Source organism: Cellulomonas gelida (genome assembly GCF_006538725.1).
GTDB lineage: Bacteria > Actinomycetota > Actinomycetes > Actinomycetales > Cellulomonadaceae > Cellulomonas > Cellulomonas gelida.
Genome location: NZ_BJLQ01000030.1, coordinates 19147 through 41009 on the forward strand (window position 1 = coordinate 19147; position 21863 = coordinate 41009).

A 21863-nucleotide genomic window follows, 5' to 3' on the forward strand; every position below is an offset into this window, starting at 1 on the left:
GATGGCGCGACGACGTCCCCGCTCTTCGGCTGTCGCGATCGGTGCGGCGGTCGCGCTCACGGCGCTGCTCGCGCTCTACGTGGTGCTCGTCGCGGCGCGCGCGACCGCGCTGGTCCGCACCGGTGAGCCCGTGGCGATCGCGCTGGGCGTCGCGCTGTGGGTGCTGCCCGTCGTGGCGATCTGGTTCCTGGCCCGCGAGTGGGCGCTCGCGATCGACGTGCAGCGCATGGCGGACACGCTCGCGGAGGCCGACGAGCTGCCCGTGGACGACCTGCCGCGCTCACCCGGCGGTCGGGTCGACCGCGGCGCGGCGCGGGCGGCGTTCGACGACGTGCGCGAGCGCTGCGAGGCCGAGCCCGACGACTGGCGCTCGTGGTACCACCTCGCGTTCGCGTACGACGCCGCAGGCGACCGCAGGCGCGCGCGCGAGTCCCTGCGGCACGCCCGCACGCTCTACCGCCGCTGACCGGAGGGCCGCAGCTGACCTCTCCGCGGCGGGGCAGCGACGTCCACCGCCCGCGCCGAGCCGACGTCAGATCGTCGCCCACCAGCGGTGCTCGCGGACCGTGCGAGTGGTGCCGTCGGGCAACGTGCCCGAGGCGAGCTCGCGCACGGTGTCGTCCGGACCGAGCCCCGCACCCGACAGGAACTGCGCGCGCGCCGTGTCGCCGTCGAGGACCCACGTCAGGAGCTGGTCGGCGCCGTCCTCGCGCAGCAGGTCCACGGCGGCCGCCAGGAGGCGCGAGCCGTGCCCGCCCTGCTGGTGCGCGGGGTCGACCTCGAGCGCGAGCAGGAGACCGCCGGGAGCGGACGTCGGGTCGGTCGCCGGGACGGGCGCGATCGACGCGAAGCCGACGACCGTGGCGCCCGCGCACGCGACGAGCACGCGGTGCCCGGCAGGGGGAGCGGCAACGGCTGCGGCCCACTGGCCGCGCATCGCGTCGTGGTCGAGCGCGTCGATCGCGCCGCCGAGCAGCTCGCCGTGCGAGCGCCGCCACGCCTCGACCTGGATCGCGACGATCGCGGTCTCGTCGCCCGGGACCGCGGGCCGGACCGAGACGTCCGAGGTCTCGCGGAACAGGGTCACAGTGCGCCCGCTCCGACGGGCGCCGGTGCGTCCGTGACCGGCGCGGGCTTGGGCTTCGGGGGGTGCTTGGTCGAGACCTTGTCGATCCACGCCAGCGCCATCGCCGAGACGATGAACGCGAGGTGGATGAGGGTCTGCCACATGAGCGCGGTCGCCCCGCCGTCGTGCGCGATCGTGTCGCCCGCCTCGATGAAGCTCGCGAGCAGGTGGATCGACGAGATGCCGATGATCGACATCGCGAGCTTCGTCTTGAGCACGTTCGCGTTGACGTGCGAGAGCCACTCGGGCTGGTCGGGGTGGTCGTCGAGGCGGATGCGCGAGACGAACGTCTCGTAGCCACCGATGATCACCATGATCAGCAGGTTCGCGATCATCACGACGTCCACGAGCCCGAGGACCGCGATGATCATCGTGCCCTCGTCGAACTCGACGGTCTCGCCGTGGCTCGTCGTGTGCCCGGTGAAGAGGCCGACCCCGAGGTACCAGAGCGACTTCATGAACTGCCAGACGTAGAACGCCTGCGCGACGATCAGACCCAGGTACAGCGGCACCTGCAGCCAGCGGGACATGAAGATGAGCGTGCCGATCGGGGATCGGCGCACGGATGCCGTGGTGGTCGTGATGGTGGCCTCGGCCATCGGTCCTCCGGGTTGCGGTGGCCGCGGCGCGGCCTCGTCGTCGGGCGAGGGTACAACGCACGACCTACGTCCCTGGTGCCCGCCCACCGCCTGTGATCTGCGCGTCACTCAGGGCATGCCGAGCGCGCGCAGCAGCGCGGCGGTCGCAGCGGCCAGGATCACCACGACGACGAACGGCGCGCGCAGCGCGAGCGCGACCGCAGCGACCGCGAGGGCCGGCAGCCGGGCGTCGAGGACGAGCTCGCGACCATGCGCCACCGCCTGCACCGCCACGAGCGCCGAGAGCAGCGCGACGGTGACGAGCGCGGCAGTGCGCGCGACGCGCGGCTCGGCGAGCCAGTGCTCGGGCACGAGGTGCCCGACGAGCTTGATCGCGAACACGACGCCCGCGCCCACGAGCACGGCGATCCAGGTGGCGGTGGGGCTCACGCACGACCTTCTTCCTCGGGCGCGTGCGCCCGCTCGTCGTCGTCGGGTGCGTCGCGGTCCGCAGGTGCCGTCATGCCGACGACGATCGCGATCGCCGCCGCGAGCAGCACGGGGACTCCGGCGGGCAGGAACGGCGTGGTCGCGAGCGCCGCCAGCACCGCAGCGGCGCCGACGAGCCGCGCGAGCCGCCCGTGCGGACCCGAGAAGCGCGGCCAGACGAGCGCGAGGAAGGCGGCCGCCGCTGCGGCGTCGAGGCCGTACCGGCGCGGGTCGCCCAGCGCGTCGCCGAGCAGCGCGCCCCCGAGCGTGCACAGGTTCCACAGCACGAACACGCCGACGCCTGTCCACCAGAACCCCGCGCGCGCCGCCGGGCCGGGGCGGTGCGCGGTCCCCACCGCCGTGGACTCGTCGATCGTGAGCTGGGCGGCGAGCAGGCGTCGTGGCCCGTGCACGCCCAGGAGCGGGGCGACCTGCGGTCCGTACAGCCCGTTGCGCACGCCGAGCAGGCCTGCGGTCGCGACCGCGGCAGTCGCGGTGCCGCCTGCACCGACCACGCCGATGAACGCGAACTGCGAGCCGCCCGAGAACATCAGCAGCGACAGGGCCATGGTCTGGCCCAGCGAGAGCCCGGCGACGACGGACAGGGCACCGAACGAGACGCCGTACAGGCCGGTCGCCACGGCGACCGACACCGCCTGACGGACGGCTGCGCGGACCTCGTCGCGCTGCGCGTCCTGCCTGCTCACGTCGGTCACTGTCGCACACGCGGACGCCTGGTCCCGTTCCGCCTGGCCCGAACGTACGATGACGCGCATGACGCTGCCGTCCTACGAGCCGTCCGGACCCACCACGCCGTCCCCGACGCCGATCGCCACGCCGTACGAGGACCTCCTGCGGCTCGTGCTCGAGACCGGCACGCCGAAGTCCGACCGCACCGGCACCGGGACGCGCTCGGTGTTCGGGCACCAGATGCGGTTCGACCTGTCCGCGGGCTTCCCCCTCGTGACCACCAAGCGCGTGCACCTGCGCTCAGTGGTGTACGAGCTGCTGTGGTTCCTGCGCGGCGACTCGAACGTGCGCTGGCTGCAGGAGCACGGCGTGAAGATCTGGGACGAGTGGGCCGACGAGAACGGTGAGCTCGGCCCGGTGTACGGCGTGCAGTGGCGGTCCTGGCCGACGCCCGACGGCGGTCACGTCGACCAGATCGCGCAGCTCGTGGAGAACCTGCGCACGAACCCGGACTCACGGCGCCACGTCGTCTCGGCATGGAACGTCGCCGAGCTGCCGCAGATGGCGCTCATGCCGTGCCACGCGCTGTTCCAGTTCTACGTCGCCGACGGCCGGCTGTCGTGCCAGCTCTACCAGCGCTCCGCGGACCTGTTCCTCGGCGTGCCGTTCAACATCGCGTCGTACGCGCTGCTCACCCACATGGTCGCCCAGCAGGCCGGCCTCGAGGTGGGCGACTTCGTGTGGACGGGCGGCGACTGCCACATCTACGACAACCACGTCGAGCAGGTGCGTGAGCAGCTCGCGCGCGCGCCGTACCCCGCGCCCACGCTGCAGCTGCGCCACGCGCCGTCGATCTTCGACTACACGTTCGAGGACGTCGAGGTGGTCGGCTACCAGCACCACCCGACGATCAAGGCGCCGATCGCCGTATGACGACGGGGGAGCGTCGAGCGCCCGAGGTGGCGCTCGTGTGGGCGCAGAGCGCGACGGGGGTGATCGGCGCGGACGGGGCCATGCCCTGGCACGTGCCCGAGGACCTCGCGAGGTTCCGGGCACTCACCGGTGGGCATACCGTCGTGATGGGACGCGCGACGTGGGACTCGCTGCCACCGCGGTGGCGGCCGCTGCCCGGGCGGACCAACGTCGTGCTCTCGCGCCAGCCCGGCCTGGCGCTCGACGGCGCCACGGTGTGCGGCGACCTCGAGGCCGCGTGGGAGGTGGCCTCGGCCGCGCCCGGTGGCGAGCAGGTGTGGGTCGTCGGCGGCGGGGCCGTGTACGCACTCGCGCTGCCGCGCGCCGACCGCGTCGAGCTCACGAAGATCGACGCCACCGTCGCCGGCGACACCCACGCGCCGCGCCTGGACCCGCAGGAGTGGCGGCTCGAGTCCGCGGACCCGGCGGGCGCGTGGCACACGTCGTCGTCGGGCGTGCGCTACCGCTTCGAGACCTACCGACGCCGCTGACGCCGGGGCGCCCGGTCGTCGTGCGCGACGTGCCCGGGACGTGGATCCTGGGCGGTCCGCGAGGTCGGGGAGCGGTACGGTGGGCGCCATGCCGCAGGTGACGTCGAGCACGCGACCGTTCGGGGCCTTGCTCTCCGCGATGGTCACCCCGTTCACGGCCGACGGCGAGGTCGACCTCGACGCCGCGGTGCGGCTCGCCCGCCGGCTCGTCGACGCGGGCCACGACGGCCTGGTCCTCAACGGCACGACCGGTGAGGCCCCCACCACGCACGCCCCCGAGAAGGCCGAGCTCATCGCGGCGGTGGTCGAGGCGGTCGGTGACCGCGCGTACGTCGTCGCCGGCGCGGGGTCCAACGACACGCTGCACGCGGTCCGCATGGCCGAGCAGGCCGCCGAGGCCGGTGCGCACGGGCTCCTCGTCGTCAGCCCGTACTACTCGCGGCCCTCGCAGCCGGGCGTCGTCGCGCACGTGCGCGCGGTGCTCGACGCGGCGGACCTGCCCGCGATGCTCTACGACGTCCCGGGTCGCGCCGGGGTCCGCCTCGCCGACGCGACGATCGACACCCTCGCGGCCGACGAGCGCGTGGTCGCCTTCAAGGACGCCACGGGTGACACCGTCAACGCGGCACGGGGGATCGCGCGCACCGACCTCGCCTGGTACTCGGGCGACGACGGCCTGATCGCGCAGTTCCTCGCGGTGGGCGCCGCGGGCATCGTCGGCGTCGTCACGCAGGCCGCGAGCCGCATGTTCGTCGACGTGCTGTCCGCCTGGGACCGGGGCGACGTCACGGGCATGCAGCGCGCCTACGCCGCGACCCTGCCCGTGACCGACGCCGTCAACGGCGCCGGGTTCCAGGCCGTCCACGTCAAGGCGGCGCTCGAGGTGCTGGGGTTCATCCCGCGGCGCACCGTGCGCCTGCCGTACGTCGCCGCGTCCGACGAGGAGGTCGACGGCATCCGGGCCGCGCTGCGCGCTGCGGGCCTGCTCGACGCCGCGCTCACCTGACGCCCACGCGACCCCCGGGCCGCACGCACCACCACACACGTCATCACCCGGACCAGGTCCGGGACCGTCGCGGGTCCGCGCCGCAAGCCCGGCCCGCCCGTTGCAGGGAGAGCCCTTGAGCCACCCCCATCCCGAGCTCGACACCCCGCCGCCGCTGCCCGAGGGCGCCCTGCGCGTCGTCGCACTGGGCGGCCTCGGTGAGGTCGGCCGCAACATGGCCGTGCTCGAGTTCGCCGGCCGTCTGCTCGTCATCGACTGCGGCGTGCTGTTCCCCGAGGACCACCAGCCCGGCGTCGACCTGATCCTGCCGGACTTCGACTACATCCGGGACCGGCTCGACGACATCGAGGCGATCGTCCTCACGCACGGCCACGAGGACCACATCGGCGCCGTGCCGTACCTGCTGCGGCTGCGGGCCGACATCCCGCTCGTCGGCTCGCAGCTCACGCTCGCGTTCGTCGAGGCGAAGCTCAAGGAGCACCGCATCACGCCGCGCACCCGCCCGGTGCGCGAGGGCCAGGTCGAGCGGTTCGGCCAGTTCGAGTGCGAGTTCGTCGCCGTGAACCACTCGATCCCGGACGCGCTCGCGGTCGCCGTGACGACGCCCGCCGGGACAGTGCTCCACACGGGCGACTTCAAGATGGACCAGCTCCCGCTCGACGGGCGCATCACCGACCTGCGCGCGTTCGCGCGGCTCGGTGAGAAGGGCGTCGACCTGTTCATGGTCGACTCGACCAACGCCGAGGTCCCCGGCTTCGTCGCGCCTGAGCGCGGCATCGGGCCGGTGCTCGACGGTGTGTTCGCCGACTCGGCGAAGCGCATCATCGTGGCGTCGTTCGCCTCGCACGTGCACCGCGTGCAGCAGGTCCTCGACGCCGCCGCCGCGCACGGCCGTCGCGTCGCACTCGTCGGGCGGTCGATGGTGCGGAACATGGCGATCGCCGCCGACCTCGGCTACCTCAAGGTGCCGGACGGCGTGCTGATCGACCTCAAGGCGGTGGGCGACCTGCCGGACGACGAGGTCGTGCTCATGTGCACGGGCTCGCAGGGTGAGCCGATGGCCGCGCTGTCACGCATGGCGAACAACGACCACAAGGTCTCGGTCGGCGCCGGCGACACGGTGATCCTGGCCTCGTCCCTCATCCCGGGGAACGAGAACGCCGTCTACCGCGTGATCAACGGCCTCACGCGGCTCGGGGCACGCGTCGTGCACTCCGGCAACGCCAAGGTGCACGTCTCGGGCCACGCGTCGGCCGGCGAGCTTCTGTACTGCTACAACATCCTGCGCCCGCGCAACGTCATGCCGGTGCACGGCGAGGTCCGTCACCTCGTGGCCAACGCGGCGCTCGCGGTGCAGACCGGTGTCCCGGCCGACCGCGTGGTGCTCGCGGAGGACGGCGTGGTCATCGACCTGGTCGACGGGCGCGCGTCGGTCGTCGGCGCGGTGCCCTGCGGGTACGTGTACGTCGACGGGTCGAGCGTCGGGGGCATCACCGAGGCCGAGCTCAAGGACCGGCGCATCCTCGGCGACGAGGGGTTCGTGTCGATCTTCGCGGTCGTCTCGTCGGCCGACGGCAAGGTCCTGGCCGGGCCGCAGATCCACGCGCGAGGCTTCGCCGAGCAGGACGACGTGTTCGAGGACATCCTCCCCGAGGTCACGCGGGCGCTCGAGGAGGCCGTCGCGCAGGGCGCGACCGACACGCACCAGCTGCAGCAGGTGATCCGGCGCGTGGTCGGCCGGTGGGTCTCGGGCCGGCTGCGGCGCCGGCCGATGATCATCCCCGTGGTGGTCGAGGCCTGACGGAGAACGTCTCGCGGTGGCGACGCGGCGTCGTGCGCAGGTGCTCGGTGAAGTGCACACGAAGCGTCGCCGCCGACCCGAACCCGGACCTGCGGGCGACCTCGTCGACGCTCAGGTCGGTGGTCTCGAGCAGCACGCGCGCACGTGCCAGGCGCTGCTGCACGAGCCACCGGCCGGGGCTGATCCCGGTCCGGTCCCGGAACCTGCGGGTGAACGTGCGTCGTGCGAGATGCACCTGCTCGGCCCACGTGTCGAGGTCGAGCGGATCGTCGAGGTGGTCGAGCGCCCACTCGATGGCCCTGTCGACCGGGTCCGCGCCCGGTCGGCGAGACACCGGGGCAGGGATGAACTGCGTCTGGGCGCCGTCACGGTGCGGCGCGAGCACGAGCGCGCGCGCGACGCTGTCGGCCATCGTGACACCGAGATCGGTGCGCACGACGTGCAGGCACGTGTCGAGGGCGGCCGCGACCCCGGCGGACGTCACGACATCGCCCAGGTCGGACCACAGGATGTCCGAGCGCACCCGCACCGCGGGGTAGCGCCTCGCGAGGTCGTCAGCGGCGTGCCAGTGGGTTGCGAGAGTGCGGCCGTCGGCGATGCCGCTGGCGGCGACCACGTATGCGCCGAGGCACAGCCCGACCACGCGCGCGCCGCGGCCGTGCGCTGCCCGGACCGCTTCGACGAGCGCCGGCGGCGGATCCCGGTGCGTGTCCCAGCTCGGCAGGACCACGGTGCGTGCCTCGGTGAGGAGCTCGAGGCCGTGGCCGACGACGATGTCGTACCCGGCTGACGTCGGCACCCGGCCGGGGCGCTCGGCGCACACCGCGACCTCGTACCCGGTGTGGGGAGCGACGCCGCCCCCCGAGGCCAGGACGGCGCTCGGGACCGCGAGGTGGAACGGGCTGATCCCTGCGAAGGCGACGACGGCGACCCGGTGCGTCGTGGCACGCGGCCGAGTGTGCTCGGCGGCGTCCTGCCGGGTCGCGGGCATGGCCTGATCCTAGCGATCATCGACTCGCGGGCCACTGGTCGCGTGAGGTGAGTCCATCGAGCATGGAGTGATGACCCAGACGCCAGCACAGCACGACTCCGCCACGCCGCACGACGTCGTCGCGACGTGGGTCGGCGGTCCGACTCTCCACCTCGTCTACGCCGGCACGGCGTTCCTCACCGACCCGACGTTCGACGAGGCCCCCGCCGAGTACGCCGGACCCGTCACGCTGCGCAAGCTCGTCGGACCGGCGGTGCCCGTCGACGCGCTCGGGCCCGTCGACGTCGTCCTGCTGTCGCACGACCAGCATGCCGACAACCTCGACGCGGCCGGTCGCGCACTCCTGGCCGCAGTCCCGACCGTCCTGTCCACGACCGCCGCTGCGACTCGGGTGCCTGAGGTGCGTGGGCTCGACCCCTGGGACCACGTCGATCTCGACGGCGGCGTGCGTGTGACGGCGGTGCCCGCGCGGCACGGCCCCGAGGGCAGCGAGGCGCTCAGCGGCTCCGTGGTCGGCTTCGTCCTCGAGGCCGAGGCCTGGCCGACGGTCTACGTCTCGGGTGACAACGCTTCGCTCGACGTGGTCGACCAGGTCGTGCGCCGGTTCCCGGACATCGCGTTGGCCGTGCTCTTCGTGGGTGCCGCGAACGTCGGCCGGTTCGGGGCGGAGCCGCTCACGCTCGACGCACTGCGGGCCAGCGCCGCGATCGACCTGCTAGCACCTGCGCGCGTCGTCCCTGTGCACCACACCGACTGGGCACACTTCGTCGAACCGCTCGCGGTCCTCGAGGAGCGGCTCGAGCGCGGGGGACGACTCGACCGTCTCGTCGTGCCGGAGCGAGGCATCCCGTTGACGCTGTGACCTCGTCGCGCCGGGTCGAGGCCCGCCCGGGTCCTCGTCAGGTCGCGTCGCCGCGGCTCCCGGTGGGCGCGGGCTCGACCGTGAGCGCCGTCGCGGCGTCGGCGACGCCCGCAGGCTCGGGCTCGGGCACGCCGTGCGATCGGCGCGACGCGGCGGCCGACCCGGCGAGGATGAGCGCGGCTGCGGCGACGACCGCCAGGGTGAGCGGCTCGTCGAGCACGAGCGCCCCGAGCGCGACCGCGACCACGGGGTTGAGGTAGGCGACGAGCGTGGAGCGCGCGCCGCCGACCTCGGCGATGAGCCGGAAGAAGAGCACGAACGCCAGCGCGGTGCTGACCACGCCGAGCGCGACGAGGGCGAGCACGGCGTCAGTGCCCGGTCGCTCGTGCGGCGCCTCGAGGAGCACGACCGGCAGGTAGACGAGCGCGGCGATCACGAGGCAGGCCGTCGTCATCGGGATCGCCGGGACCCCTCGCAGATGCCGTTCCGCGACGATCGGCGCGATCGCGTACCCGAGCGCCGCGACGAGCACCTGCACGACCGCCCACGGGTCTCCCGCGGCCGCGCCGGGACCGAGCAGGAGCGCCACGCCGCCGAGCGCGACCAGCAGGCCCGCCCACCGCACGAGCGCCACGGCCTGGCCGTCGACGAAGCGGCCGATCACCACGGCCGCGATGGGCACGGTCGCCACGAGCAGCCCGGTCGTCGAGCTGGACAGCGTGCGCTCGGCGTTCGACAGCAGGATCCACGGGATCACGAGCTCGAGCACCGCGAACGCCCCGATCGCCGGCCAGTGCCCGCGCAACGGGCGCAGCCCGCCGCGCCGCAGCGCGAACGGCAGCAGCAGGAGCGCGCCGATCGACGTGCGGGCGAGCACGACCGTCGCCGGCGTGACCTGCTCGACGGCCACCTTGATGAGCAGGTAGGGCACGCCCCAGATCACGCCCATCGCCAGGAGCAGGGCCCAGCCGCGGCGCGTCATGTCAGCGGCCCGGTCGCGAGTGTGTGCACGGGCACACCGTAGGACCGACCACCGACAGGAGCGGGCGGCGCACGGGCCCGACGTGCGGGCGAAGCTCGCGAACCGCCGGACGACACGGCGCGGGCAGCGGCGCTGCGGCGGGCCGCGACGCTACCGTGAGGACCATGGCGACCCGTACGACTCCCCGGTCGCGCTCCGGCGCGCCCGCTGCACGGTCCGCCGGCACGTCCTCCGGCAAGAAGCAGCCCGCGCGGCAGGGGGGATCGCGTCCGGCGAGCCGCACCGCCGCGCCCGCGGCCCCGCGCCGGCCCGCGCTCCCGGTGCGGATCGTCCGGGGCATCTGGATGGGCAGCGCCCACCTCGTCGGTGGCGCCGCGCGGCGGGTCGGTCGCGACGCGCGTGACCTCGACCCCTCGCACCGGCGGGACGGGCTCGCGTTCACCCTGCTCGGGATCGCCGTGATCGTCGCGGCGCGCGAGTGGTGGTCGCTGTCCGGCACGGCCGGCGGCGTGGTCCACAACATCGTCGCGGGCACGTTCGGCGTCGTCGGCGTCGTCGTGCCGATCCTGCTGCTCGCGACGTCCGTCAGGCTCATGCGGCACCCGGACCGCGGCCAGGCGAACGGTCGCATCGGCATCGGCTTCGCGGCGATCCTGCTTGCGGTGTGCGCGCTCGTGCACGTCTTCGCCGACGCTCCCGGCACCGACGACATGGACGCCGTCCGTGGCGCCGGCGGGATGCTCGGGCTCATCGTCGGGACGCCGCTGGTGACGCTCGTGACGACCCCGGTGACCGTCGTGCTGCTCTTCCTGCTGGCGTTCTTCGGGGTGCTGGTCGTCACGGCCACGCCCGTGCACCAGGTCGTCCCGCGCCTGCGTGCGCTGTACCGGCGGCTCACGGGTCAGCACGACGAGGCGACGGGTGACGAGGCCGACGACGAGCCGCTCGTCATCAACGCCCTCCACTCCGCCGTCGAGGAGCCCGAGGCTCGGCCCGGCAGGCGCCGGGGGAGGCTCGCCCGCCGTCGGGCGGAGGCGCAGGCCGAGGCCGAGCAGGCCGCTCTCGACGCCTACGAGGCGGACGAGGCGTTCGTGCGCGCCGCGGTCGTGGTGCCCGGGGCCGAGCACGACGACGAGACGCAGGCGTTCGACCCCGCACCCCCGACCGAGCCGACGGCCGCCGTCGACGCCGAGGCGACAGCCGCCGTCCCGAGCCGCACCAAGGCCCCGCTGGCCCCGCCCGTGACCACGGGGGTGCCGCGCGGCGAGCAGCCGATGCTCGACGGCGACGTGCTCTACACGCTGCCGTCGGAGGAGTCGCTCGTGAAGGGCGCTCCGCACAAGGTGCGCTCGGCGGCGAACGACCGCGTCGTCGAGTCGCTCACCAGCGTCCTGGAGCAGTTCGAGATCGACGCGAAGGTCACGGGCTTCACGCGCGGCCCGACCGTGACCCGGTACGAGGTCGAGCTGGGCCAGGCCGTCAAGGTCGAGCGCGTCACCGCGCTGTCCAAGAACATCGCCTACGCGGTGGCCTCCGCGGACGTGCGGATCCTGTCGCCGATCCCCGGCAAGTCGGCGATCGGCATCGAGATCCCCAACACGGACCGCGAGACGGTCGCCCTCGGCGACGTGCTGCGCTCGGCCGCCGCGAAGCGCTCCGACCACCCGATGGTCATCGGCGTCGGCAAGGACGTCGAGGGCGGGTACGTGACCGCGAACCTCGCCAAGATGCCGCACCTGCTCGTCGCGGGCGCCACCGGCGCCGGCAAGTCGAGCTTCGTCAACTCGATGATCGTCTCGATCCTCATGCGTGCGACGCCCGACGAGGTGCGCATGGTGCTCGTCGACCCCAAGCGCGTCGAGCTGACGATCTACGAGGGCATCCCGCACCTCATCACCCCGATCATCACGAACCCGAAGAAGGCCGCGGAGGCCCTCGAGTGGGTCGTGCGGGAGATGGAGGCGCGCTACGACGACCTCGCAGCGTTCGGGTTCAAGCACATCGACGACTTCAACGCCGCGGTGCGGGCGGGCAAGGTCAAGCCGCTGCCCGGCTCCGAGCGCAAGATCGCGACGTACCCGTACCTGCTGGTGATCGTCGACGAGCTCGCCGACCTCATGATGGTCGCGCCGCGCGACGTCGAGGCGTCGATCCAGCGCATCACGCAGCTCGCGCGCGCGGCCGGGATCCACCTGGTGCTCGCGACCCAGCGCCCGTCCGTCGACGTCGTGACCGGCTTGATCAAGGCGAACGTGCCGTCCCGCCTGGCGTTCGCGACGTCCTCGCTGACCGACTCGCGTGTCGTCCTCGACCAGCCGGGTGCCGAGAAGCTGATCGGTCAGGGTGACGCGCTCTTCCTGCCGATGGGTGCGGCCAAGCCGATGCGTACGCAGGGCGCGTGGGTCGCGGAGTCCGAGATCCACGCGGTCGTCGCGCACGTCAAGACCCAGCTCAAGCCGTCGTACCGGCAGGACGTCACCCAGGCCGCGCCCAAGAAGCAGGTCGACGAGGACATCGGCGACGACCTGGACCTGCTGCTGCAGGCCGCCGAGCTCGTCGTGACGACGCAGTTCGGCTCGACGTCGATGCTGCAGCGCAAGCTGCGCGTCGGCTTCGCCAAGGCCGGGCGCCTCATGGACCTGCTCGAGTCGCGCGAGATCGTCGGGCCGTCGGAGGGCTCGAAGGCCCGGGAGGTGCTGGTGCAGGCCGACGACCTGCCGGCGACGCTCGCGATGCTGCGCGGGGCTCCCGAGGCGCTGCCCGGCGACGAGGGGATCCCCGTCGCGACCGACTACCACGACGATCTCGAGGACGAGGGCCAGGACTGGCCCGGCGGCGCTCGGTGAGCGCCGGGCGCGCGCCGCACGACGCGTCGGTCGCGTCGCTCGTCTCCGGCACGACCGACACCGTGGGCGTGGGCCTGCTCGTGATCGCCGCGATCGCGGTCGTCGCGCTCGTGTGGGTCCTGGTGCTGCTCGCCCGCCAGCGTCGCGAGGTGCACCGGGCCAACGGCCTGCTCGACCTGTCGCGCGAGCTGCGGCACCGGTACGACGCCCTGCAGGCCGTGACGAAGGAGGGCGTGCTCGTCGTCTCGCTGTCCGGCACGGTGCTGGACATCTCCGAGCGAGCCGCGGCGATCCTCGGGCTCGAGAGCGACGCGGTGGTGGGCCGGCACCTGACCGACCTGCCCGTGGTGCTCGTCAACGAGCAGGGGCTGTCCATGAACCCCGCCGCGGTGCTCGGCTACCGCACGGGCCGGGCAGGCTACACGGTCGACTCGCAGCTCGTGGGGGTCGCGCTGCCGGGGCCGATGGGGACCCAGGCGCGCATGGTGCAGGTCGCGAGCCAGCTCGTCGCGGCCGCCGACGGTGACGCGCCGGCCGTGCTCACGACGCTCGTCGACGTCACGGGGTCGCGCCAGGTCGAGGCCGCGCTGTCCCGGTCCGAGACGCAGTTCCGCGTCGCGATGGAGAACGCGCCGATCGGCATGGCGCTCGTCGACCTGGACTGGCACATCGTCGAGGCCAACGCGGCGCTCGCCGAGCTGCTCGGGACCACGGTCGAGGCGCTGCGCGGCTACCCGATGGAGGCGCTCGGCACGCCGGACTCGCGCGCGAGCGAGCGGCTGGAGGTCGACCGGCTGCTGGGTGGCGGCCAGCACCGGTTCTCGATCGAGAAGCGCTACCAGCGGGCCGACGACCACCTCGTGTGGGTCGTGCTCGACGCCGCGCTCGTGCGCAGCCCCACGGGCGAGCCCGACCACTTCGTCGTGCAGGTGCGCGACTCGACCGAGTCGCGGCTGCAGGCCGAGATGCTCACGCACCGCGCGATGCACGACCCGCTGACCGGCCTGGCGAACCGCACGCTGCTGCAGGAGGTGCTGCAGTCGGTCCTCGAGCAGCCCGGCGTCGTGGACCGGGTCGCGGTGCTCGCGTGCGACCTCGACGGGTTCAAGGAGATCAACGACCGGTACGGCCACGCGGCCGGTGACGAGGTGCTCGTGCACGTCGCGGGCGTGCTGCGGGCAGCGACCGCCCGGCGCGGCACCGTTGCGCGGCTCGGTGGCGACGAGTTCGTCGTCGTCGTGCAGGACGTCGACGGTCCCCGGGCGGTGTTCGAGGTCGCGGGCGCGATCCACGCCGGCCTGGCCGAGCCCGTCCGCGTCGCGCGCCGGCGCCTCGCGGTGGCCGCGAGCATCGGGATCGCCCTGGCCGACCCCGAGACCGTGCAGGGCGGTGCGCCGGGCCTGCTGGCCGCGGCCGACTCCGCGCTCTACAAGGCCAAGGCGGGTGGACGCGGGCGCACCGAGGTGTACGACCACTCGATGGCCCGTTCGTCGGGCTCGGACCTGCTACGCGAGCTGACCGAGGCGCTCGACGCCGACGAGCTCGTCGTGCACTACCAGCCGATCGTCGACCTCGCCGACGGCCGCGTCGTCGGCTATGAGGCCCTCGTGCGCTGGCAGCACCCGTACCGCGGGCTCCTGCTGCCGGCGGCGTTCCTCTCGCTCGCGCAGGAGGCGGGCCTCGCGGTGCCGCTCGGGCAGCTGGTCGCGACCAAGGTCGCGGAGTTCGTCGCGTCGTCGCCCGACCGCACCACCTGGGTGTCGGTCAACGTCTCGGCCGACCAGCTCGGGGACGGGGAGTTCGCGACGACGCTGCTGTCGGAGATCTCCCGGCACCGGCTCATGGCGGGCCGGATCGTCGTCGAGCTCACCGAGTCCTCGCTCGTCGCGTCGGGCACGCGCATCCGTCACGAGCTCACGCAGCTGTCCGCCGCGGGCGTGCCGATCCTGCTCGACGACTTCGGCACGGGCGTCTCACCGCTGTCCTACCTGCGCGACCTGCCGGTCGCGGGTGTCAAGCTCGACATGTCGTTCACGTCCGGCATCCCCGACGACCCCACGGCGGGCAAGGTCGTGAGGGCGCTCGGTGCGCTCGCCCGCGAGCTCGCGATGGTGACGATCGCCGAGGGCATCGAGCACGCCGAGCAGGCCGAGTACCTGCACCGCAACGGCTGGCGGTACGGGCAGGGCTGGTTGTACGGGGGTGCGCAGCCGGCTCCGCCGCCCGCGGAGTCCGCGGCACCGAGCCCGGTGGCGCCCGCGTTCGTGCGTGACGCGACGCGCTCGGCACCCGTCGCGGCCGACCTCCCCACGCCGTCGGGCCCGTCGATGCCCGGGATGTCGTCGGGCCCCGCGCCCGTCCCGCCCGGGGGCCGCCCGCCCTCGCACGGGACCACCGCCGGGCCCCTGCCGCGACCGCCGCACTGACCCCGAGGGTCAGCCGGCGCGGGGCACGACCGTCGGAGCGTCACCCGTCGGCGTGAGCGGGCTCGTGCGCTGCGGCGCCTGCGAGCCGGCGGCCTCGGTCACGCGCGCGAGCCGTGCCGTGACCTCGCTCGCGGAGAGCGTCGACGTGCCGCCTGCGATGTCGGCGAGCGCGTGCACCTTGTGCCCGCTCTTGCGGTCGACCGTGATCGCCGTCCACTCGACACCGGTCACCCGCGCGGGCCCCGCGGCTCGTCCTTCGGCGTCGAAGCCGCCGGGACTGCTCACGTGCGCGGTGAGCAGCAGGCCCGAGTCGGTCTTGGCCGTGCAGCACGCGCCGTCCTGGTTGGACAGGAAGTTGCCGAGCCCGTACGCGACCCACATCCCCGTGCCGTCGGGGCCGCCCTCGAGCCGCACGACCGGCTGCGGCACGTGCGCGTGGTGGCCGATGTACAGGTCGAACTCGCCCGAGGCGGCGATCTCCTGCGCGACCTCGACCTGCTCCGCGGTGGGCTCCGTCTGGTACTCGACGCAGCAGTGCACGCTCGCGACGACGAGGTCGGCGCCGGCCTGGCGCGCGGCCTTGGCCTCGGCGACCATCGCGGGCACGTCGATGAGCGCGACCGACCACGGCTTGTCCGCGTCGACGGGCATGCCGTTGGTGCCGTAGGTCGCGGCGATCTGCGCGACGGTGATCGACTGCCCCGCACGTTCGAGCGTGTAGAGCTGCGGCTGGGCCGCCTCGGTCTGCGTGCGAGCGGTCCCGACGTGACCGAGCCCGGCCTCGTCGAGCGCGTCCAGCGTCGCGGAGACGCCCGCGAACCCGCGGTCGACGGAGTGGTTCGACGCGGTGGAGCAGCCGTCCCAGCCCTGCTGGGCGAGACCGGCGACCACCTGCGCGGGCGCCCCGAAGATCGGGTACCCGCTCGGCTTGCTGCCGGCCGGCGCGACGGGCACCTCGAGGTGGCACAGCGCGAGGTCGGCGCCCTGCACCCACGGGTCCAGGGGCGCCAGGAGGGGGCCGAAGTCGACCGTCCCGCCCGTGGTGGCCGACGAGATGACCGGGAGGTGGGGGAGGACGTCACCCGTCGCGACGATCGTGAACTCGGCGTCCGGGTCGGGCGTCGGCGAGGGTGTCGGCGACGGGGTCGGGCTCGCGCTCGTCTCGGTCGCGGTGGCCTGCGGCTGCGTCGGCTCGTCGGCGCGCTGCTCCCACGGGCGCAGCGCGGCGGCGGCGCCCCCGGCGACCGCGACGACGAGCGCGAGCGTGAGGAGCGACGCCATGACGGGTGGGCGCCGGGACGAGCGGGCGTGGCGGGTCACACGCGGACCCTAGCCGTCCCGCCTCGCTCAGCGGGAATGCGCCCCGCGTGCGCCACCCGGGCGGCGCACGGACGACGCGCGGGTAGGTCGCCCAGGTGACGGGCCCGTGGCGCTCCACGACCTAGGCTGTCGGGGTGAGCGCCGCACCCCAGCCGTCGTGGAACCTCGCGAACGTGTTGACGGTCGCGCGGGTCCTCCTCGTGCCGGTCTTCGGTTGGGCGCTGCTCGCCGAAGGCGGCGAGAGCGTCGGCTACCGGCTGCTCGCCGCCGGCATCTTCGGGGTCGCCGCGGTCACGGACCGCATCGACGGCTGGTACGCGCGCCGGACGAACCAGGTCACCGACTTCGGCAAGCTCCTCGACCCGATCGCCGACAAGCTGCTGATCGGCACGGCGCTCGTCCTGCTCTCCGCGCTGGACGAGCTGCCGTGGTGGATCACGGTCGTGATCCTCGTGCGCGAGCTCGGGATCACGGTCATGCGCTTCTTCCTGCTCCGCTACGTCGTCCTGCCCGCGTCCCGTGGGGGCAAGCTCAAGACCGTGCTGCAGTCGTTCGCGATCGGGCTCTACGTGCTGCCTCTGTTCGCGATGCCCGGCGCGTTCGAGGTGCTCGCGGGCGTGGTCATGGCCGCGGCGCTCGTGGTGACGGTCGTGACCGGCCTCGACTACGTACGCACCGCGGCCCGTATCCGTCGGACCGCGACCGTCCCGCCCGGGATCTAGCGTGCCCGGCTCTGGAACGCCCGGCCCGACGACGAGCGCGGCCGCGGTGGCTCTTGAGGCGCTGCGGGATCGTGGGTGGACGCTCGCGGTCGCCGAGTCCCTGACCGGCGGGCTGCTCAGCGCGCGCCTCGTCGACGTCCCCGGTGCCTCGCTGGTCCACCGCGGCGCGGTCGTGGCCTACGCGACCGACCTCAAGGCCCGCCTCCTCGGCGTCGACGACGACCTGCTGACCCGGCGCGGTCCGGTCGACCCGGACGTCGCGCTGCAGATGGCCGACGGCGTGCGCGAGCGGCTCGGCGCGGACGTGGGTCTCGCGACCACGGGGGTGGCCGGACCCGAGGGCCAGGACGGCAAGCCGCCGGGGACGGTGCACGTGGCGGTGGTGACACCCTTCGGCCGGCGGGTCGTCTCGCTGCTGCTCGCGGGCGACCGAGCAGCGGTGCGCGCACAGACGGTCGAGGCCGCGCTGCGGCTCCTGGTCGAGGCCGTCGCGCCGGGTGGCCGGCGCCGGGCCTCGTCGTGACTGCCGCGGCGCGGGCCGGCCGGGACCGGTGCGCCGTCCGCGAGGGTGAATCCTCGCGAGCGCGAGGGAGCGGCCGACGGGACGCGGGAACACGGCGACGTGCTCGGACGTTGGAGCGAGCGTGATGAACACTCGACCTCCTGCCCGCCGCGCGACCGCGCGTGTGAGTGGCGCACGGTACGGTGGCAAGGTGTCGGCGGACAGGACGGCGACACGCGAGGCGACACGCCAGCCGGCACGGGACGTGCCGACTGGCTCGACACTCCGGCTCGACGGCAGGACCGTCGGCCGGACGGACGAGACGAGAGGGGGAGCCCCGATGGTCGTACTGCGTCGTGAGATCGGCGATGTGCTGCGGGACGCGCGTCAGCGCCAGGGCCGGACCCTTCGTGAGGTCTCGTCGGCGGCACGGGTCTCGCTCGGGTACCTGAGCGAGGTCGAGCGAGGGCAGAAGGAGGCGTCGTCGGAGCTGCTGCAGAGCATCTGCGCCGCGCTCGACGTGCCGATGTCGCTCGTGCTGCGCGAGGTGAGCGACCGGGTCGCGGTCGCCGAAGGGCTGCTCATCCCGGACACGGTCCCCGCGGACCTGGCAGCGTCGATGGGATGCACCGGCGAGGGTGGCTGGGCGCGGACGCGCTCGGAGCTCGCGCCGATCGGCTGACGACTGCTCGTCGGCCCACTGCTCGACAGACACTCCAGCGCACGCGCTGGGCGGACTTCACCACGAGCCCCGGACGGATCGCCGTCCGGGGCTCGTGCTGTCTGCGGCTCGTTGCTGTCTGCGGCTCGTGGTGTCCGCGACCATGTGAGGACTGCCGGGTGGCCCACGAGCGCCTGCGGCGGCGGCCGATCGCCGACATCAGGGTCGCTGGCAGGACGGGCAGTAGAACACCGGCCGCTGCATCGGGGGTTGGCGCGCCTGGCCGACCGTGATCGGCGTGCCGCACCGGGGGCACGGCTGCCTCAGCCGCCCGTGCACCCGCCCGGGTGGGAACCCCGTGAGCACGGCACGCTGCAGCTGTTGCCGCGCCGTGAGGTACAGCCGGCGCGGGTCGGGGACCTCGCACGCCGGGGTCCACGGCCACAGGCGTAGCGCGAACAACGACTCGGCGCAGTAGATCGTCCCGATGCCCGCGGCGACCCGTTGGTCGAGCAGCACCTCGGCGGCCGGGACGTCTGCGGCCGAACGCCACCGCTCGAGGATCTCGTCGAGCGCGAGCTCGTCGGCGAGCAGGTCGGGGCCGAGGTGCGCGAGCAGGCGGGGCTCGTCGCGCGTCGGCAGCACGTCGAGCATGCCGAGCAGCCGGCCGAGCGCCGTCCAGCGGGACGTCGCGAGCACCGCTCGGATCTCCGGGGCGCGGCCGCGTGCCGCGGGTGTCCCGGTGCGCGCCAGCCGCCACTCGCCGTCCATGCGCAGGTGGGTGTGCAGCGTGCGACCGTCGTCGAACCGCGTGAGCAGGTGCTTGCCGTAGGAGCGCGTGCCGAGCACGGTGCGGCCGGTGAGGTCCACGCCGGCCGCGGTGGGCCAGCGCAGCTCTGCGCGCTCGAGGACCTGCCCCGCGAGCGCCTCGTCGAGCCTGGTCGCGGTGCGCCGCAGGATGTCGCCCTCAGGCACCGGGCACCGCCTGCGCGAGGCGTGCGCCGTGCCGCCGGGATCGGCGCGTCATCGGTCGGTGCCGAGACGGAGCCCGCGCGGCGTGGTCGCGAAGCCCGCGGCGACCAGTGCCTGCCCGAGCGGCGAGTGCACGGCGCCGTCGGCGAGCACCGTCGCGCCGTCGATGCGGGAGATCGTGAGCCGGCCCGTGCGAGCCACGACGGCGGCGAGGCCGCGCGTCGCCGCGGCGAGGGTCTCCTCGTCGTCCGCGAACGACAGCGCGGTGCGCCCGCCGCGCTCGAGGTACAGCGCGAGCGCGCCGTCGACGAGCACGACGAGCGAGCCGGCCTTGCGCCCGGGGCGGTGCCCCGTCCCGTCGCCACCGGTGGGCCGCTCGGGCCACGCGAGCGACCCGCCGTACGGGTTGGCCGGGTCCGTCGCGGCCAGGACGACGACCACCGGGTGCGACCCCGATCCGGAGCGGCGCGCGGAGTCGTCGCTCCCGCCACCGGTCGTCGGACCTCCGCGGCCGGGGGTCCACACGTCTGCGGACCCTCGCGCGGGGACGGTCGCCGGCTCGTCGCGCAGCTCGACCGCGCGGTCCCGCGCGGCCTGCACCGTCGCGGCGTCCGCACGGAGCTGGTCGACCGCGCCCGGCAGCGCGAACTGCGACCCGCCGAGCCGCTCGACGAAGTACCCGCGGCGCACCTGGCCGCCCTGCTCGAGCGCGCCGAGCACGCGGTACACGTCCCCGAACCGGCCGCCGATGCCCTCGAGCGGGGCGACCGCGCGCGTGAGCACGCCGTGCCGGTCGAGGAGCTGGGCCGCCAGGGCGTGCGCGCGCAGCGTGGGGTCGGGCTCGCGCGGGGGCAGGAGCGACCAGCGGCCGGCGGCGCTCCCGATGCTCGAGCCGTGGGCCGGCCGGCCCGTCCCCAGCCCGCTCCCGGTGCCCAGGCCGCGCAGCCCGAGGCGCGGGCGCAGGGCCCGACCGCGGGGAGCCGCCGCGCGCGTGCGGTGCGCGGTCGTGCCCGAGCCGAGCCAGGCGCGCAGCGGTGCGAGCGAGTCGTTCGTGACCTGGCCCGCCCACACGAGCTCCCACAGCGCGGCCGCGACGTCGCGCTCGGTCGGCGGGGTGTGCCCGGCGTCGTCGGTCACGGCGTCCGCGAGCCGCTCGGCCACACGCGTGGTGAGCGCACCGACGAACCACGCCCCGCCGTCGGCGAGGCACGCGAGGACCGCCGCCTGCACGGGCGGTAGCCCGACCGCGGCATCGGGCGGGTCGGCGAGCGTGGCAGCGGGCAGCGTGAGGTCCGCGACCGCGGCGGGGTGCAGCGAGACCAGACCGTCGTGGCCCGGCAGTGCCGCGTGACCGGCCCACACCACCTCACCAGCGGCGGTGAGCTCGTCGAGCATCTCCGGGCGGTAGTCGACGACGCGTGACGGCAGGACGTGGCCCTCGAGGGCCGAGGCCGGGACCGCGAAGCCCGCGAGCTGCTCGACGACGCGCGCGACGCCGTCGACGCCGCGCAGGCCGTCGCCCGCGCGCCCCAGCACGGGCACGACCGACTGCCAGCGCGGCAGGAACACGCCGAGCGCGCGCGGGTCGACGGGCTCGACCTGGGAGCGCAGGGCGGCCAGCGAGCGGCGGCGCAGCGTCCGGAGCACGTCGCCGTCGCAGTACTCGTCGCCCGTCCCGCCCAGCTCGGTAGGGCGCAGCCGTCCCCGGACGAGCACGCCCGTGCTCTCGAGTCGCGCGAGCGCCTGGTGCGCGATCGCCACGCCCCAGCCGTACCGCGCGGCGAGCGCCGCCGCGGTGAAGGGACCGTGCGTGCGCGCGTACCGACGGGTCAGGTCGCCGACCGGGTCGGGGAGGACCTCGGTGAACGCCTCGGGCACGCCGACCGGCAGCGCGACGCCCAGCGCGTCCCGCAGCCGACCGGCGTCCTCGACCGCGGCCCACTGCGCGGCGCGGTGCGCGGGCACCCCGGCGAGGCGCACCTCGATCAGGCGGCGCGCCGCCGCGAGCTCCTCGAGCCACCGCGTCACGTGGTCGTGCGCGGCGGGCGCGGTCCTGGTCATGAGCTCGGGCACCGTCAGGGGACCGTGCCGGCGCACCGTGTCGGCGAGCTGCTCCAGCGTCGTCGCCTGCCGGTCGGGCGCCCGGCCCGAGAGCTCGGCCTCGGTGTCGAGCACCGCCTGCGGGTCGAGCAGGTCGGCGAGCTGGGACTCGCCACCCTGACCGAGCAGCTCGGCGAGCAGCGTGGGGTCGAGCGTGAGTGCCGCGGCCCGTCGCTCGGCCAGCGGCGCGTCCCCGTCGTACAGGAACTGCGCGGTGTAGCCCATGAGCAGCGACTGCGCGAACGGCGAGGGCGACGCGGTCGTCACCTCGAGCACCCGGACGCGGCCCGCCGCGATGCCGCGCATCAGCTCGGCCAGCGCGCCGG

At 74.4% G+C, this 21863-nt stretch carries 20 protein-coding genes; 11 read left to right on the forward strand and 9 right to left on the reverse strand.

Features of this window, described 5'->3' with window-relative positions:
• Nucleotide 1 precedes the first annotated feature (1 nt).
• Entirely contained in the window at nucleotides 2–466 is a 465-nt protein-coding gene (locus CGE01nite_RS12580) for a hypothetical protein (RefSeq protein WP_048341464.1), read from the forward strand.
• 66 nt (nucleotides 467–532) lie between these two features.
• Here CGE01nite_RS12580 and CGE01nite_RS12585 read toward each other — a convergent pair whose 3' ends face one another.
• The 4 genes from CGE01nite_RS12585 to CGE01nite_RS12600 form a co-directional block, all read right to left on the reverse strand.
• Nucleotides 533–1087 carry a GNAT family N-acetyltransferase gene (locus CGE01nite_RS12585; RefSeq protein ID WP_048341463.1) on the reverse strand — a complete coding sequence of 185 codons (555 nt, stop codon included), beginning with the start codon at nucleotides 1085–1087 and terminating at the stop codon, nucleotides 533–535.
• Nucleotides 1084–1725 carry a TIGR00645 family protein gene (locus CGE01nite_RS12590; RefSeq protein WP_141371278.1) on the reverse strand — a complete coding sequence of 214 codons (642 nt, stop codon included), beginning with the start codon at nucleotides 1723–1725 and terminating at the stop codon, nucleotides 1084–1086. Before CGE01nite_RS12590 ends, CGE01nite_RS12585 begins: the two co-directional genes overlap by 4 nt.
• 108 nt (nucleotides 1726–1833) lie before the next feature.
• Nucleotides 1834–2154: an AzlD domain-containing protein gene (locus tag CGE01nite_RS12595; RefSeq protein WP_048341461.1), complete on the reverse strand. Its 321-nt coding sequence runs from the start codon at nucleotides 2152–2154 to the stop codon at nucleotides 1834–1836.
• Entirely contained in the window at nucleotides 2151–2900 is a 750-nt protein-coding gene (locus CGE01nite_RS12600) for an AzlC family ABC transporter permease (protein ID WP_229747443.1), read from the reverse strand. Before CGE01nite_RS12600 ends, CGE01nite_RS12595 begins: the two co-directional genes overlap by 4 nt.
• Before the next feature lie 67 nt (nucleotides 2901–2967).
• On the opposite strand from CGE01nite_RS12600, the gene CGE01nite_RS12605 reads away from it, so the two are divergent.
• The 4 genes from CGE01nite_RS12605 to CGE01nite_RS12620 all read left to right on the forward strand — a co-directional run bounded on the left by CGE01nite_RS12605 (nucleotide 2968) and on the right by CGE01nite_RS12620 (nucleotide 7153).
• On the forward strand, nucleotides 2968–3816 hold the full coding sequence (locus CGE01nite_RS12605; protein WP_048341459.1) for a thymidylate synthase: 849 nt from the start codon (nucleotides 2968–2970) through the stop codon (nucleotides 3814–3816).
• The gene (locus CGE01nite_RS12610; RefSeq protein WP_141371280.1) at nucleotides 3813–4346 is read left to right on the forward strand and encodes a dihydrofolate reductase; all 534 of its coding nucleotides are present in this window, start codon (nucleotides 3813–3815) and stop codon (nucleotides 4344–4346) included. Before CGE01nite_RS12605 ends, CGE01nite_RS12610 begins: the two co-directional genes overlap by 4 nt.
• Nucleotides 4347–4434: 88 nt before the next feature.
• Complete coding sequence (gene dapA / locus CGE01nite_RS12615) at nucleotides 4435–5352, forward strand: 4-hydroxy-tetrahydrodipicolinate synthase (protein ID WP_141371281.1); 918 nt, start codon at nucleotides 4435–4437, stop codon at nucleotides 5350–5352.
• Between the two features lie 115 nt (nucleotides 5353–5467).
• Entirely contained in the window at nucleotides 5468–7153 is a 1686-nt protein-coding gene (locus CGE01nite_RS12620; protein WP_048341457.1) for a ribonuclease J, read from the forward strand.
• Here the strand turns inward: CGE01nite_RS12620 and CGE01nite_RS12625 are convergent.
• A complete protein-coding gene (locus CGE01nite_RS12625; RefSeq protein WP_141371282.1) occupies nucleotides 7128–8144 on the reverse strand; it encodes a GlxA family transcriptional regulator in 1017 nt (338 codons plus the stop codon). The two genes, CGE01nite_RS12620 and CGE01nite_RS12625, sit on opposite strands and share 26 nt — an antisense overlap.
• 70 nt (nucleotides 8145–8214) lie before the next feature.
• Here CGE01nite_RS12625 and CGE01nite_RS12630 point away from each other — a divergent pair, with 70 nt between their 5' ends.
• The gene (locus CGE01nite_RS12630; RefSeq protein WP_048341476.1) at nucleotides 8215–9006 is read left to right on the forward strand and encodes an MBL fold metallo-hydrolase; all 792 of its coding nucleotides are present in this window, start codon (nucleotides 8215–8217) and stop codon (nucleotides 9004–9006) included.
• Between the two features lie 37 nt (nucleotides 9007–9043).
• Here CGE01nite_RS12630 and CGE01nite_RS12635 read toward each other — a convergent pair whose 3' ends face one another.
• Nucleotides 9044–9988, reverse strand: a complete 945-nt coding sequence (locus CGE01nite_RS12635; protein WP_141371283.1) for a DMT family transporter — start codon at nucleotides 9986–9988, stop codon at nucleotides 9044–9046.
• 164 nt (nucleotides 9989–10152) lie between these two features.
• Between CGE01nite_RS12635 and CGE01nite_RS12640 the strand changes: the two genes are divergently transcribed.
• Entirely contained in the window at nucleotides 10153–12834 is a 2682-nt protein-coding gene (locus CGE01nite_RS12640) for an FtsK/SpoIIIE family DNA translocase (protein WP_141371284.1), read from the forward strand.
• The gene (locus tag CGE01nite_RS12645; RefSeq protein ID WP_229747442.1) at nucleotides 12831–15260 is read left to right on the forward strand and encodes a putative bifunctional diguanylate cyclase/phosphodiesterase; all 2430 of its coding nucleotides are present in this window, start codon (nucleotides 12831–12833) and stop codon (nucleotides 15258–15260) included. Before CGE01nite_RS12640 ends, CGE01nite_RS12645 begins: the two co-directional genes overlap by 4 nt.
• 9 nt (nucleotides 15261–15269) lie before the next feature.
• Here the strand turns inward: CGE01nite_RS12645 and CGE01nite_RS12650 are convergent, their stop codons facing one another.
• A complete protein-coding gene (locus CGE01nite_RS12650; RefSeq protein WP_141371285.1) occupies nucleotides 15270–16580 on the reverse strand; it encodes a CapA family protein in 1311 nt (436 codons plus the stop codon).
• A gap of 134 nt (nucleotides 16581–16714) precedes the next feature.
• Between CGE01nite_RS12650 and pgsA the strand changes: the two genes are divergently transcribed.
• The 3 genes from pgsA to CGE01nite_RS12665 all read left to right on the forward strand — a co-directional run bounded on the left by pgsA (nucleotide 16715) and on the right by CGE01nite_RS12665 (nucleotide 18486).
• Nucleotides 16715–17302, forward strand: a complete 588-nt coding sequence (gene pgsA, locus CGE01nite_RS12655) for a CDP-diacylglycerol--glycerol-3-phosphate 3-phosphatidyltransferase (protein ID WP_141371286.1) — start codon at nucleotides 16715–16717, stop codon at nucleotides 17300–17302.
• A 1-nt stretch (nucleotide 17303) separates the two neighbouring features.
• Nucleotides 17304–17825, forward strand: a complete 522-nt coding sequence (locus CGE01nite_RS12660) for a CinA family protein (RefSeq protein ID WP_141371287.1) — start codon at nucleotides 17304–17306, stop codon at nucleotides 17823–17825.
• A gap of 319 nt (nucleotides 17826–18144) precedes the next feature.
• Nucleotides 18145–18486: a helix-turn-helix domain-containing protein gene (locus CGE01nite_RS12665; protein ID WP_048341450.1), complete on the forward strand. Its 342-nt coding sequence runs from the start codon at nucleotides 18145–18147 to the stop codon at nucleotides 18484–18486.
• A gap of 198 nt (nucleotides 18487–18684) precedes the next feature.
• On the opposite strand, the gene CGE01nite_RS12670 is transcribed toward CGE01nite_RS12665, so the two are convergent.
• Together CGE01nite_RS12670 and CGE01nite_RS12675 are read right to left on the reverse strand one after the other, a co-directional pair.
• Entirely contained in the window at nucleotides 18685–19440 is a 756-nt protein-coding gene (locus CGE01nite_RS12670) for a DNA-formamidopyrimidine glycosylase family protein (RefSeq protein WP_141371288.1), read from the reverse strand.
• Between the two features lie 48 nt (nucleotides 19441–19488).
• Nucleotides 19489–21863, reverse strand: a 2375-nt coding sequence (locus CGE01nite_RS12675; RefSeq protein WP_174773454.1) for a DNA glycosylase AlkZ-like family protein, incomplete at its 5' end; no start/stop codon positions are given.